The organism is Vibrio sp. 10N.222.51.C5 (genome assembly GCF_041474575.1).
Lineage (GTDB): Bacteria > Pseudomonadota > Gammaproteobacteria > Enterobacterales > Vibrionaceae > Vibrio > Vibrio crassostreae_C.
Genome location: NZ_JBFRUJ010000039.1, coordinates 1 through 13,459, shown reverse-complemented (window position 1 = coordinate 13,459; position 13,459 = coordinate 1). Strand labels below are relative to the sequence as shown.

The 13,459-nt window shown below is 43.3% G+C and carries 12 protein-coding genes and 1 pseudogene; 11 read left to right on the top strand and 2 right to left on the bottom strand.

The window, feature by feature from the left end:
- Positions 1–205: 205 nt before the first annotated feature.
- The 5 genes from AB4558_RS12735 (at position 206) to AB4558_RS12715 (ending at position 5,687) form a co-directional block, all read left to right on the top strand.
- A complete protein-coding gene (locus AB4558_RS12735) occupies positions 206–1,090 on the top strand; it encodes a D-hexose-6-phosphate mutarotase (protein WP_017059383.1) in 885 nt (294 codons plus the stop codon).
- A 111-nt stretch (positions 1,091–1,201) separates the two neighbouring features.
- On the top strand, positions 1,202–2,017 hold the full coding sequence (gene rlmA / locus AB4558_RS12730) for a 23S rRNA (guanine(745)-N(1))-methyltransferase (protein ID WP_017059384.1): 816 nt from the start codon (positions 1,202–1,204) through the stop codon (positions 2,015–2,017).
- Between the two features lie 75 nt (positions 2,018–2,092).
- Positions 2,093–3,046, top strand: coding sequence for a ChaN family lipoprotein (locus tag AB4558_RS12725; protein ID WP_017059385.1), 954 nt, complete (start codon positions 2,093–2,095; stop codon positions 3,044–3,046).
- Positions 3,047–3,322: 276 nt separating this feature from the next.
- A complete protein-coding gene (locus AB4558_RS12720; protein WP_372075006.1) occupies positions 3,323–3,676 on the top strand; it encodes a hypothetical protein in 354 nt (117 codons plus the stop codon).
- A gap of 124 nt (positions 3,677–3,800) precedes the next feature.
- Positions 3,801–5,687, top strand: coding sequence for a BCCT family transporter (locus AB4558_RS12715; protein WP_372075007.1), 1,887 nt, complete (start codon positions 3,801–3,803; stop codon positions 5,685–5,687).
- Between the two features lie 105 nt (positions 5,688–5,792).
- On the opposite strand, the gene AB4558_RS12710 is transcribed toward AB4558_RS12715, so the two are convergent.
- Positions 5,793–6,230, bottom strand: a complete 438-nt coding sequence (locus AB4558_RS12710) for a YcgN family cysteine cluster protein (protein ID WP_017059388.1) — start codon at positions 6,228–6,230, stop codon at positions 5,793–5,795.
- 159 nt (positions 6,231–6,389) lie between these two features.
- Between AB4558_RS12710 and AB4558_RS12705 the strand changes: the two genes are divergently transcribed.
- Positions 6,390–6,638 carry a YkgJ family cysteine cluster protein gene (locus tag AB4558_RS12705; RefSeq protein ID WP_017059389.1) on the top strand — a complete coding sequence of 83 codons (249 nt, stop codon included), beginning with the start codon at positions 6,390–6,392 and terminating at the stop codon, positions 6,636–6,638.
- A 20-nt stretch (positions 6,639–6,658) separates the two neighbouring features.
- On the opposite strand, the pseudogene AB4558_RS12700 reads toward AB4558_RS12705, so the two are convergent.
- Positions 6,659–7,000 (bottom strand): annotated as a pseudogene (locus AB4558_RS12700) (DDE-type integrase/transposase/recombinase); the annotation flags it as partial.
- A 140-nt stretch (positions 7,001–7,140) separates the two neighbouring features.
- On the opposite strand from AB4558_RS12700, the gene AB4558_RS12695 reads away from it, so the two are divergent.
- The 5 genes from AB4558_RS12695 to aqpZ all read left to right on the top strand — a co-directional run bounded on the left by AB4558_RS12695 (position 7,141) and on the right by aqpZ (position 13,414).
- Positions 7,141–8,106 (top strand): LacI family DNA-binding transcriptional regulator, encoded by a 966-nt coding sequence (locus AB4558_RS12695; protein WP_017070321.1) that lies wholly within the window; start codon positions 7,141–7,143, stop codon positions 8,104–8,106.
- Positions 8,107–8,174: 68 nt separating this feature from the next.
- Complete coding sequence (locus tag AB4558_RS12690) at positions 8,175–9,908, top strand: alpha-glucosidase (protein WP_372158846.1); 1,734 nt, start codon at positions 8,175–8,177, stop codon at positions 9,906–9,908.
- Between the two features lie 59 nt (positions 9,909–9,967).
- Positions 9,968–11,596 carry a PTS transporter subunit IIBC gene (locus AB4558_RS12685; RefSeq protein ID WP_017070319.1) on the top strand — a complete coding sequence of 543 codons (1,629 nt, stop codon included), beginning with the start codon at positions 9,968–9,970 and terminating at the stop codon, positions 11,594–11,596.
- A 79-nt stretch (positions 11,597–11,675) separates the two neighbouring features.
- The gene (locus AB4558_RS12680; protein ID WP_019823193.1) at positions 11,676–12,482 is read left to right on the top strand and encodes an endonuclease/exonuclease/phosphatase family protein; all 807 of its coding nucleotides are present in this window, start codon (positions 11,676–11,678) and stop codon (positions 12,480–12,482) included.
- Positions 12,483–12,724: 242 nt separating this feature from the next.
- The gene (aqpZ, locus tag AB4558_RS12675; RefSeq protein ID WP_372126738.1) at positions 12,725–13,414 is read left to right on the top strand and encodes an aquaporin Z; all 690 of its coding nucleotides are present in this window, start codon (positions 12,725–12,727) and stop codon (positions 13,412–13,414) included.
- Positions 13,415–13,459: the final 45 nt, after the last annotated feature.

Here is a 13,459-nt window from a genome sequence, read left to right as displayed (position 1 = left end):
AGACTGTTTTGAGCAGACTTTGAAAAAGGCGACCTTAGTGTCGCCTTTTTAATGCCTGCTATCTTTTAAACCGCGTCTGTCTAAGCTCATCAAGATAGCCCAAACGCAAAATTCAATTCTAATACTGACTCTGCTTGTTACTCATGAAAACACAAGCATCACTCTAGTCAGCATTTGAATTCAATTTCCTTAGAAGGATCATGTAATGGATTTATCTACTCTACCTGCACTGGCGGTACTTTCTGACAACGTCACTATCGTTGAACACGAAGGTGTAAAACTGGTTCGCGTTATCCACGATAAAGCAAACGCAGCGATTTCACTGTTTGGCGGCCATGTGGTGTCATTCCAACCGCAAGGTCAAGAAGACCTAATTTGGATGAGCCAACAAGCTAAGTTCGATGGTAAAACGGCTCTGCGTGGTGGTATTCCAGTATGTTGGCCTTGGTTTGGTCGCATTGCAGCACCAGCACATGGTTTTGCCCGTTCAAGTGAATGGCAATTGGTTGAACACCGTGAAAGCGAAGCTGGCGTGATTGTTAGCTTAGGTCTGAAGCCAAGCGAAGAGACGCTAGCAGTATGGCCTCATCAGTTTGATGCTCGCTTGAATGTTGAGATCGGCGAACAACTAAAAGTAACGCTGGACGTGAAGAACACTGATTCTCAGCCATGGACTTTCTCTGGTGCACTACACACTTACCTAAACGTTGGCGATATCCACAACACAACCACCACTGGTATGGGTGCTGAGTACATTGATAGCCTGCAAGGTGGCAAGAACTGCCAAGGTGGATCTGAACTGGTACTGACCGACACGATTGACCGCGTTTACACGCAACCAGAAGCGCAAATCTTTGTTGCTGACAAGAAGCTGGATCGCACGCTAACAGTTGAAAACCACGGTCATAACTCTGCAGTACTGTGGAACCCGTGGGCAGAAGGCGCTGCAAGTATGGGCGACATGCAAGACGATGGTTACCTAACTATGATGTGCGTAGAATCAACACTGCACGCGCCAAGCCTAGAAGCCGGTAAAACACTCCGGCCGGGTGAAAACCACCAACTGATCACTGTGATTAGTGCCCAATAACCGTATAAATACAGTTATAAAAAACGATTTTTGAGCGGCTTTATGTCGCTCTTTTACTTTTTGGTTTTAGCTCGTTACACTTGCGCTGTCTATTCTCCTTTAGAGGTCTCCATGACTTACCAATGCCCTTTGTGTCACCAACCTTTATCTCAAAACGATCGTACGTTTAAGTGTGAAAAGAACCATCAGTTCGACCTAGCGAAAGAAGGCTACGTCAATTTGATGCCTGCGCACCACAAACGCTCAAAAGATCCAGGTGACAACAAAGAGATGATGCAGGCACGTCGTCGCTTCCTTGAAGGTAACCACTATGACCCAATGCGCCAAGCGGTGGTGACGTTGTGTTCTCGCTATCTACCAGAAGAGACGCCTAGCCTATTGGATATTGGTTGTGGCGAAGGTTATTACACCAACGAAATTGCTGTGAATCTTCAAGAAAAGAAAGGGGCTACTTTTGGCCTAGACATTTCTAAGATTGCTATCAAATACGCCGCTAAACGCTACCCTGCTGTCGACTTCTCAGTTGCATCAAGCCATCGCCTACCCTTTGCTGAAAACAGCTTAGACGGAATTCTACGCATTTACGCGCCTTGCAAGGCTGAAGAGTTACAACGCACCATCAAAGATAATGGTGTGGTGATCACCGTGACACCAGCTAGCCGACACCTGTATCAACTGCGTGATGCAATTTATGATGGCGTTCGCTTGCACGACGAAGATCCAGAAGTGATCGAAGGTTTTACGCTTGAGCATCAAGAGCAACTAAACTATATGATGGAACTATCGGGGTCAGATGCATTCGACCTGCTACAGATGACGCCGTTTGCTTGGAAGGCGAGTGAAGAGTTTAAACTACAACTCACCGAGGCAGAGCAATTCAACTGTGAAGCTGACTTTATGCTGCGAGTGTACCGCAAACAAATTTAATTGATATTGATTATCGTTTGCATTGAAATCTTATCTTGCCTCCTTTAGTATGCGTGTTCTTCAAGGAGGCATTTCATGCAACGTATTATTCTTATCGGATTAGCTACTCTTCTCACGGCTTGTGCTAGTCAACCTGCAAAAGACACTTCTCAAAAAGTGGCTCAAACGGAATCCGTTTCCACATTCTATGACTACCAGTTCGCTTCTCCACAAGGCGAAACACTTTCTCTCGATGCATTACCCGAGCAGCTGATTGACGCTGATGTGGTTCTAATTGGCGAATGGCACACGCATTCTGCCATTCACCGCTTCCAAACCGACTTCTTAAAAGCGCGCCGCAACGCAACATCAAACATTGCGCTTTCAATGGAACAGTTCACTCGAGAGCACCAAGCCACACTTGACCAATACTTAAACGGCGAAATTGGCGAACAAATTCTCATGTCTCAAGCGGCAGCTTGGCCAAATTACGAAAGTGATTACCGCGCGTTAGTTGAGTTCGCAAAAGCCAACGACGTCGATGTTATTGCGGCAAATGCACCAAAGCCATTCGTGCAGTGTATTGGCCGTAAAGGATTGCCTTACCTAGACCAATTATCGACCGAGCAACGCCAATGGATTGCTGCCGAAGTGGATACTGGCGATAGCCCTTACAAAGAAAAGTTCATGGCTTCTATGCATCACGGTACGCCAGAGCAAACAGAAAAGCAGTTTGCCGCTCAGGTTACCTGGGACGAAACCATGGCTGAGTCGATTGTGGATTACCTAGCATCAAACCCTGATAAACAAGTGATTCACGTGGCTGGCAAGTTCCACACCGAGGGTGGTTTAGGGACGGCGGCATCAATTCTACGTCGTAACCCTGATTTAAAAATCGCCATCATCAGCCCGGTTGAAGCGATCTCATCGGATAGCGGTGATTATCAGCTTGAAGTGCTTTCGCCGCCGGCTCGCTTTGTAAAGAAAGAGAACCGAATGAAGGCATACAAGCATCTGTCAAAACGTAGCGCTAGCCTAGAGTGTGAGTAGGATCTGTTGATCCACTCTTCTAAGCTAAAGAGTCGATGGGCTAATCCTAGATAATTAGCCCATCGTCACAACTTGATCACGTTCCCGTCATTCATCCTAACTCTATCTAAAATCAAACATTCTTATCGGCACAAGACTTGCTTAGTAAATAGACGATTTAACCAAGCAGACGAAAATGTAATGTGCGAATAAAAAAACATCACTATCGATGATTAATTGCACAAGTTTTTCACACCTCTGCCGATACTATGTTTAAGGATAGGTAAGGAGAGCTATATGACGCCAGTAGGAACGAGTAATACTCAGCTGTATTCGCCTTCGCAAATGAATGCACAATCTAAAAGCACTGAAGCTGAAAAGCCTGCACCGCTTAAGGTCGAGCAAAATACTGTAAAGCTTTCTGATGAAGGTAAAGCACTATTATCTGCGCTTAAAGAAATCGATAAAGAAGCCAAGAAAGTCGAAGCTGAAAACGCGACCGTTACCGATAAGGTTGAATCATTTGCCCATGGCGCATTAGGGATGGATCACCCAGACAAGATTGAAGAGGAAGACGATGGTTCTTATTCAGCAGGGCAATACTTATCCGCAGCGGCAACCGTTGGTGGTATCCTACTCGCTTTAATCTAGCTTCCCCCTGTTACTGAATCTTTCTCTACATTAAAGCAATTTATCGTCACGATAATAGACCCGATTAGGTCTAAAAAACGAGTTCATTCCATAATTCCGCTCTCATTTTAATGGAATAATACTCGTGAAAAACACTTTTGAGCTTATCGATAAGCCAACCTTTTTTGGTGCTATAGCACTCCTACTCACGATAGTTTTCCCGCTCATTTTGTTCCCTGCACAGGGCGCAGACTGGATTGCGGTTGCGAAAACATTCATGACTGATCAACTCGGATTCCTGTATCTTGCTCTAGGTCTCGCAGCCTGTGCATTTATGGTGTACGTAGTATTCAGTGATATGGGACAAATTAAACTAGGCGAAGCTGATGAAGAGCCTGAGTTTAAAACTGCATCATGGGCTGCCATGCTATTTTGTGGCGGTATCGGTGCAAGTATCTTGTATTGGGGCTGTATTGAGTGGGCTTACTACTACCAATCACCGCCTTTCCAACTAGAACCTGGCAGTGAAGAAGCAATACGCTGGGCTGCGACCTACGGCCTATTCCACTGGGGACCAATCGCATGGTCTATCTACCTAATCCCGGCAATTCCTATCGCTTACTTCTTCTACGTACGTAAACAACCTGTTCTAAAGATTTCAAGCGCATTAATGCCTGTTCTTGGTGAACACCGTAGTAAAGGCGTACCAGGAAAGATCGTTGATATCCTATTCATTTTCGGTCTATTAGGCGGCGCTGCAACAACATTAGGTTTAGCCGCTCCTCTGATCACTGAAGGTCTAAATCACCTATTTGGTCTACCTAAAAATAACCTAACGCAAGTGATGGTGCTTTTAGTGTGTACTGCGATTTTTGCTTACTCATCTTATGCTGGATTGGAAAAAGGCATCAAGATCCTAAGTAACATCAACTTCTGGGGTGCGATGGGTCTACTGGCTTTCGTTCTGATCGCGGGTCCAACAATCTTCATGTTAGAAACAGGCTTAGACTCAATTGGTCGTCTACTGTCTAACTTCTTCGTGATGGCAACGTGGGCTGAACCATTTGGTGGTTACGGTACATTCGAAAACACTCACTTCCCACAAGACTGGACGATTTTCTACTGGGCATGGTGGCTAGTATTTGCACCGAGTATGGGTCTGTTTGTTGCGCGTATCTCTCGCGGCAGAACCATCAAACAAATGGTGTCAGGGTCGATCTTCTTTGGTTCTCTAGGTTGTTTCCTGTTCTTCATGATCTTAGGTAACTACGGCCTATCACTGCAGCTTTCTGGTGAGCTAGATGTCGTTGCCATTTTGAATGCGGAAGGCGCAACCAAAGCTATCTTCTCGATGCTTGCACAATTGCCAATGAGCACGCTAGTTATCGCTGTATTTACAATGCTGTGTATCATTTTCACGGCAACAACATTTGACTCTATCTCATACATCCTAGCGTCTGTTGTACAAAACAACGTGACCGAAGAGCCAATGCGCTGGAACCGTATGTTCTGGGCATTTACTCTGTCGTTCTTACCAACGATTCTAATGTTCTTAGGCGGTCTAAGTACGCTACAAACGGCGGCGATTGTTGGTGGCTTACCACTGCTTGCTATCTCTGTGATGCTGATGATTTCAGCGGTTCGTGCGACTAACCTCGACCTACGCCATCAAGATGCGTATATCGAGCCAACGATCAACATCGAAGAACTGCCAGACATGGACCCTTGGTCTGCTGAAGGTATGGCGTTGGCTCAGTTTGAGAAAGAAAGAGATGCAGCACAAGAAGCCGCAGAACTTGAGCGTGTTGCTTACACAGAACTTGCCGCAGTGAAGAAAGAAATTCGCGCTTATGTGCTAGAACAAGGTTCACAAATGGAAACTCACGAGTTACCAGAGAATCTACAACAAGCACTTGAGCAGGCCGAGAGTAATCTTAGTGCCGCACAAGCGAAAAAGATCGAGTTATCTGAGCAAGCTCAGAATGCTCGTATCACGTTCAACCAGGTGGTTGCAGACTTACCGCTTGTTTGACATTAGCCATGACACAGTCCATTGATTTGGACCCTCCTAAATACGACAAAGGCTCACAGAAATGTGAGCCTTTTTTTATTCGGGTGATTGACTAGTCTTCGTTAACTAGCGGTTCGGGTGGTTCAAGATGTGATCTTCCCAATCGACAACATCGATTTCGTATACCACTTTGTTACGAACGCTTTCACCTGCTGCATGCATCTCTGTTTTTGATCCGGTGATCAACGGGTGCCATTCAGGGATCGGCTTAGATTCTGATAGAAGACGGTAAGCACAAGTGTCTGGTAGCCAGTGAAACTCATCGATCTTGTCACGAGTCAGCTTCAAACACTCTTCACCTGAAGTGAAGCGGTTCGGGTAATCTTTACACGAACATGTTTTGTCGTTTAACCAGCTACACGCCACATTGGTGTAGTAAACTTCATCGCTATCTTCATCCATTAGTTTATGTAGGCAGCACTTACCACAACCGTCGCAAAGTGATTCCCACTCATTCTCGGTCATCTGTTCTAGTGTCTTTTCTTGCCAAAATGGATTCGTCATAGGATTACTTCTTACTCTTTTACTGGGGTGCGTGTTATACCGCTAGCCCATAAAAAGTTCAAGGATAATAATTGTTCATTCTTTGATTCAATCAACAGCTGTCACTCTCATCATTTTTTGCTACTATCGCGCATCCTGTTATTTAGTGAGTTTAATTTGATGGAATGTCGCCTAGGTTGTGGAGCATGCTGTATCGCTCCAAGTATTACATCTGCTATTCCTGGAATGCCTAATGGTAAGCCTGCTGGGGTACGCTGCATCCAATTAAATGAGCAAGATCTCTGCAAATTATTTGGTCAACCTTCACGCCCGAAGGTATGTCACCAATTCAAAGCTTGCCCTGTCATTTGTGGTAAAACCGACCAAGAAGCCCTTGATAACCTGATCGAGTTAGAAGCTATTACCTAAGCGTATTAGCCCTTTTCTATATCCCAGCAATTTCTTTTCCTACTCATACTTTGCTTTAGGTTATAGGTGCTTATGAGGCCTCAATAGTATTTCAAACAATACTGACTACCTCGCTATGAGTAATAACCGTTTCAGGAAACTCTCGGCGAAATAAAGCCATCGATAAGACATCACAGATCAATGAGGCCTTTATTCTCGTACCCATAAACCAACCAATAACTTGCCTTGAATAAAGGTCAATAATGGCAACTAATTATAGCCAATATTTGTTTGTAGCTACGTCGGTGATATCTCCTGCCCATTTTTAAATTAGCAGTCGTTGCACTGAAGACCTGAGCGAGCAAGGCCGTAACTACGGGTATTCAGTTCAGGTCAAGAAGTGGACAATATCTTATAAACTTGAAGTACTATGTGTATATCATCAGGTAGCGTTTTTATTTACTTTGTTGTCAGCCAATATATTGGATAATATGGCAATAATACATTATGGAAGGAAAATGTGATGAGTAAAAAAATGACCATGGCGGAGATTTCAAGACAGCTTGGAATTTCAACAATGACCGTGTCACGTTACTTTAATGACGGTTATGTCTCGGCTGAAAATCGCCTTAAAATTGATGCTATCGTCAAAGAAAATCATTATACCCCTAATATATTTGCTCGTTCCATTCGTAGCCAATCTAATATTATTGGTTTCGTTGCTCCTCGCATTGAGTCATATACAACCAGTTTAGTAATTAAAGGGGCACTGGCGGCTGCCAATGAATCACAAGTACGAATGCTTTTTCATGCCTCAGGGTTTAACCATGAGTCAGAATGCCAAGCTGTGAGAGAGTTTAATGGCTTAAATGCATTGGGCACTATTATTATTGCTTCAAAGCACAGTGTCGAAGAGACGTTTTATCAAACCTTAGACAATGTGTTATTTATTGGTAAAAACACCCCCCACCATTGCTGTTTATATTACCCCGACCATGCTGCAATTAAAGCACTCGTTTCCCAAACCATCACTCAGTTAAAACAACAGCAGGCACCGCTGGCAGCCGTACATTATATTTATGATGAGCGTATGCTTTCCAGCCGTACTAAGTTGATGCAAGCCACCATTACTGACACCGTCCCTGAGTTGAATTTTTCACTACAAGCTCTAGCCAACTCGGAGGACAAAGCCGGCTACCAGGCAATTCAATTACAGCCTAATCATGTCTACTTTTGTGCCACCGATAATATTGCTATTCGTTTATATCGTCGCGCCAAAGAACAGCAACTCAAGATTGGTCATAACTTATGGATTGTAGGCATGGGTGACTATGACTACAGCGATTTGTTAGTCCCAAGCCTGACTACTGTCGCTTTTAACTACTATCAAGTGGGCTACCAAGCTGTCAAAAAATTGCTCAAGCGCGATTTCAGTTCCGTTGAAGGCACATTCGACATAAGAATGAGAGAAAGTTCACAGTTTCTCTGAAATTGTATTGAGTCCAAATAGGTTCCATTTAACACTATGTGTTAACGATAACACACATAGTATAACCGATGACACTCGCTAATAATCTACACTCAAAACCACTCGCGTGGTGGAAGAAAGCAACTGCCTACCAAATTTATCCCCGTAGTTTTTATGATACAAACCAGGACGGTATTGGTGACATCAATGGGATCATTGCTAAGCTAGATTATCTTGCTGATTTGGGCATTGATTTAATATGGATCTGCCCATTCTACGCATCACCGAATGATGATAACGGTTACGATATCAGTGACTATCAAGCGATTCATCCTGACTTTGGAACCCTTGAGGATGTGGATAAATTAATCACTGCTGCTCATGAACGTGGCATTCGCATTATTATGGATTTAGTGATAAACCACACTAGCGATGAGCATCCATGGTTCATCGAATCGCGAGATAACAAAGATAGCCCTAAGCGTGATTGGTATATTTGGCGTGATGGTTGTGAGCCTACAGCTGAAAAGCCGACTTGCGAACCAAATAACTGGGAAAGTATTTTTCATGGTAGTGCATGGGAATATGATGACAAAACTGCACAATATTATTTGCACCTATTTTCTAAAAAACAGCCAGATCTTAATTGGGAAAACCCTGAAGTTAAACAAGCACTATTTAAAATGATTCATTGGTGGTTGGAACGAGGTATTGATGGTTTCCGTGTCGATGCAATTAGCCATATTCAAAAACAAGCTGGTTTACCCTCTTTACCCAATCCAAAGGGTGAAAACTATGTCTCTTCATTCGATTATCATATGAATGTGGCAGGGATTGAAAAACATCTGTATGAGTTAAAAGAGCAGGCGTTTTCGCCTTTTGATATCGTGACCGTTGGTGAGGCCAATGGGGTGACGGCCGACAACGCATTGCCTTGGGTTGCTGAAGCGACCGAGCACGATCAAGGTGGTGTTTTTAACATGATTTTTCAGTTTGAACACATGAAGCTATGGTCGGAAGAACAAAGCAACGAGAATTTCGATCTCGTGGCGTTCAAACGCATTTTATCGCGTTGGCAAGATGCCTTAGAAGGTAAAGGCTGGAATGCGCTTTATTTAGAAAACCACGATCAAGCTCGTAGTATTGATACTTTTGCCGATCCTAACTCTAGGTATGCCAGTGCTACCGCGTTAGCGAGTTGTTATTTCTTGATGAAAGGGACTCCATTTATTTATCAGGGCCAAGAGATTGGTCTGGTAAATCATCAGTTTACTTCTCTTGACGAATTTAACGATGTATCTGCGAGAAATTTAATTCAAAAGCTATCGCAACAAGGTCAGAGCGATGCCGATATCTTAGCCTTGTTAAATCAAGTATCCCGCGACCACAGTCGCTTGCCAATGCAATGGAATGACCAGGATTTTGCCGGTTTTTCTGAGGTGCAACCTTGGTTCTCGGTGAATCAACAGTATGCAGATATCAATGTTGAGCAACAACAGCAAGATCCAAATTCGATCTTAGGTTTCTATAAGCAGTTGATTGCTTTGCGTAAGTCACATGAAAGCTTAGTGGTTGGCCGTTATCAATTACTGCTAGCTAACGATCCTAATATCTATGTTTATCAACGTGTTGCTCAAGATATGACATGGACCATTATTACCAATTTAAGTCCACAAGAGAGCGTTGTTGATATCGACTGCACCCAATTAGGCGAGTTAATGCTTGATAATCAGAATATTAACAATGAACACGTTCGCTCAGATTTTATAACAACGCAAATAGCCCCCGCTTATGCCGCGTATATATTTGCAAGAAAGCACTAAATTATATTTATGGCTATGCGCTGATAACGTTAGCCTGTATTTAAATCAAGGAACTATTTATGAGTAAGTTACTATCGTTTGATTTTTGGCAACGATTTGGGAAGTCCCTTATCGTTGTTATCGCGGTGATGCCTGCCGCTGGTATCATGATATCACTAGGTAAAGTGGTCGCAATGTATGCGGGTGGGTTTGGTGCCATTGAAACACTAGGCGCTATAATGGAAAACATAGGTTGGGGGATCATTGTTAACCTTCACCTATTATTTGCGGTCGCGATTGGTGGCTCGTGGGCAAAAGAGCGTGCAGGTGGCGCATTTGCCGCGCTAATTGCCTTCATCTTAATCAACCGTATCACTGGGGTTATATTGGGCGTGGATAACGCTATGCTCAGTGACCCAGAAGCGGTTGTGATGAGCCTATTTGGTTCTGAGTTACCTGTCTCTCAATTCTTCACGAATATTTTGGGTGCTCCTGCCCTAAATATGGGTGTGTTTATCGGTATTATGTCTGGCTATTTAGGTGCCAACTTATTTAACCGCTATCATGACTTCGCTCGCTTACCTCAGGCATTAGCATTTTTCAACGGTAAGCGTTTTGTACCTTTTGTTGTTATTTTCTATTCGCTGATTATTGCGTTTGGTTTATCTGTAATATGGCCTTTAATTCAAGGTGCGCTTAATGATTTTGGTCAATGGATTGCTACCTCTAAAGACACTGCGCCGATCACTGCTCCTTTCTTGTATGGTACGTTAGAGCGTTTATTACTGCCATTTGGTTTACACCACACTTTAACTATTCCAATGAATTACACCGAGTTGGGTGGTACTTATGAGCTTTTGACTGGGATGAATGCGGGCTCAAGTGTTTATGGTCAAGATCCATTATGGCTTGCTTGGGTCAGCGATTTAAATAATCTTAAATTAAGCGATCCGACAACTTACCAACACCTGTTAGATACGGTGCACCCAGCACGCTTTAAAGCAGGCCAAGTTATTATCGCAGCCTCTTCATTGATTGGTATTGGACTTGCGATGTATCACTGTGTTGATAGTGATAAGCGCGCACAATATAAGCCAATGTTCTTATCTGCCTGTCTTGCTGTGTTATTAACCGGTGTGACTGAGCCTATTGAATTCATGTTTATGTTTATCGCTCCCGTTTTGTATGTTGCACATGCTGTGTTAACAGGAGTTGCATTTGCGTTGGTCGATGTGATGGACCTACGTGTACATGCCTTTGGTTTGATTGAGTTACTCACTCGTATACCTATGATGGTTTCAGCGGGCATCGGTGGTGATCTGGTTCGCTTTGCATTAGTTTCTATTGTTTTCTTTGTGGTTAACTATGGATTGTTCCGCTTCCTAATCGTGAAATTGAAGTTACCAACACCGGGTCGTATGGGTAACTACCTGGATGAAAGCTCAGAATCGATGTCAGAAGATGAGAAGATGAACATTATTATTCAGAATTTAGGTGGCCGTGCCAATATTGCTGAGATTGATGCTTGTATGACTCGCTTGCGTATTACAGTTAATGATCCGAAGTTGGTTGCTGAATATGCGTCATGGAAGCCGACAGGGGCTCTTGGTGCTGTGATTAAAGAACAGGGTGTACAAGTTATTTATGGCCCTGGGGTGGATGTTATTAAATCTAAGTTAATAGAGAAATATTCAGCACAACCTGCGTAATTCTTTTTAGATCAAATAACCTCGAGAAACGCAGCCTTGCGCTGCGTTTTATCTCACTAGAATAAATAAGTGAATAATAATGAAGTTAATGACACTAAATACCCACAGTTGGCAAGAAGAAAAACAGCTAGAAAAGTTAGATGTGGTCGCGCAAGCCATTATCGAGCAAGGGTGCGATGTGGTTGCATTACAGGAAGTGAATCAACATCAAGATAGCCCGGCCGTTGATGCCAATATATTAACCAATCACACTGTGTTGGCGAATAACTATGGTTATTTATTACAGAAAAAACTCATGGAATACGGTCATCACTACCAACTTACGTGGGATTTCGTTCATCAAAGTTATGAAGTATATCAAGAGGGGCTCTCATTTTTAACGCGACTACCGATTGTCGAACATGAGGTCATTGATTTAAGTGATAACTATGATGTGAGCTTTTGGAAACATCGGCGAGCAGTGCGTATTAAAGTGACCTCTCAACAGGGTGATTTTAATCTTTATAATTGTCATTGTGGCTGGTGGAATGACTCAGAGAACTCATTTGAGGATCAGTTCGACCGAATCAAGGCAACTTTACCAACAGAGTTGAGCTTTCTATTAGGCGATTTCAACAACCCAAGCCATATACGTAATGAAGGCTATGATTACGTATTACAACGCGGTTTGATGGATTGTTATGAAGTTGCTGAAATCAAAGATGATGGAACCACTGTCATTAAAAACATTGATGGTTGGGAGCAAAATAGCCAAGCGTTACGCATTGATTTAGTACTTAGTAATCAGCCTGTAGTGGTAAAGCAGCATAAGGTGATTTTTAATCACGATTTTTATCCGGTTGTATCAGATCACTTTGGGGTGTTGGTAGAAGTAGAACTTACTTAATTTTTATCAACTCATCGTAGTTTAAATAAAAAGAATACTGACACAAATACGGCTAATTATCAGGTCACTCTTACTTGCTAAAATAGCGATAGAATACGACTGACCTTAACGATCTTTAGTGCGAGTTCGAAGTGATTACATAAGATTCTCTGTTCTTTCTTTCAACTATATACACAAGATTTCACACTTCTGCGAAATCTAAACTATCTTATTGATACTGGTAAAGATTAATAAGGATCGTTATGAATAGGTATATCGCAGAAATATTCGGTACATTTTGGTTGGTGTTAGGTGGTTGTGGTAGTGCCGTCTTAGCCGCTGCTTTTCCCGATGTAGGTATCGGCTTACTCGGGGTTTCCCTCGCGTTTGGTTTAACCGTACTCACCATGGCTTTTGCTATTGGCCATATATCCGGCTGTCATCTCAACCCTGCTGTTACAATTGGTCTTTGGAGTGGTGGTCGCTTTGATGGCAAGGATGTTGCGCCTTATATTATTGCCCAAGTGATTGGCGGTATTATCGCGGGCGGCGTGCTATTTGTGATTGCTTCAGGACAAGCTGGCTTTGATGCAGCTGCCTCTGGCTTTGCTTCCAATGGTTATGGTGAACACTCACCGGGCGGTTACTCGCTCACTGCGGCTCTCGTTTGTGAAGTAGTCATGACCATGGTTTTCCTATTCGTGATTATGGGCGCGACTGATTCGAAAGCACCGGCTGGATTTGCACCTATCGCGATTGGTCTCTGTTTGACCTTGATTCACCTTATCAGTATTCCTGTAACCAACACCTCTGTGAACCCTGCTCGAAGTACCGGCGTGGCTGTATTTGTCGGTGATTGGGCCGTTTCGCAATTGTGGCTATTCTGGGTTGCACCGATTATTGGTGCCGTGATTGGCGCGATGATATACAAAGCGGTAAGAGGTTCAGATTAAGCGCTGAAAAACGTCTAAAGCAATAAAAGAAAAAGGTTCATCGCG

Coding starts and splice junctions, on each gene's coding strand:
- AB4558_RS12735 (WP_017059383.1), top strand. CDS start 206: ATGGATTTATCTACTCTACCTGCACTGGCGGTACTTTCTGACAACGTC.
- rlmA (WP_017059384.1), top strand. CDS start 1,202: ATGACTTACCAATGCCCTTTGTGTCACCAACCTTTATCTCAAAACGAT.
- AB4558_RS12725 (WP_017059385.1), top strand. CDS start 2,093: ATGCAACGTATTATTCTTATCGGATTAGCTACTCTTCTCACGGCTTGT.
- AB4558_RS12720 (WP_372075006.1), top strand. CDS start 3,323: ATGACGCCAGTAGGAACGAGTAATACTCAGCTGTATTCGCCTTCGCAA.
- AB4558_RS12710 (WP_017059388.1), bottom strand. CDS start 6,230: ATGACGAATCCATTTTGGCAAGAAAAGACACTAGAACAGATGACCGAG.
- AB4558_RS12705 (WP_017059389.1), top strand. CDS start 6,390: ATGGAATGTCGCCTAGGTTGTGGAGCATGCTGTATCGCTCCAAGTATT.
- AB4558_RS12695 (WP_017070321.1), top strand. CDS start 7,141: ATGAGTAAAAAAATGACCATGGCGGAGATTTCAAGACAGCTTGGAATT.
- AB4558_RS12690 (WP_372158846.1), top strand. CDS start 8,175: ATGACACTCGCTAATAATCTACACTCAAAACCACTCGCGTGGTGGAAG.
- AB4558_RS12685 (WP_017070319.1), top strand. CDS start 9,968: ATGAGTAAGTTACTATCGTTTGATTTTTGGCAACGATTTGGGAAGTCC.
- AB4558_RS12680 (WP_019823193.1), top strand. CDS start 11,676: ATGAAGTTAATGACACTAAATACCCACAGTTGGCAAGAAGAAAAACAG.
- aqpZ (WP_372126738.1), top strand. CDS start 12,725: ATGAATAGGTATATCGCAGAAATATTCGGTACATTTTGGTTGGTGTTA.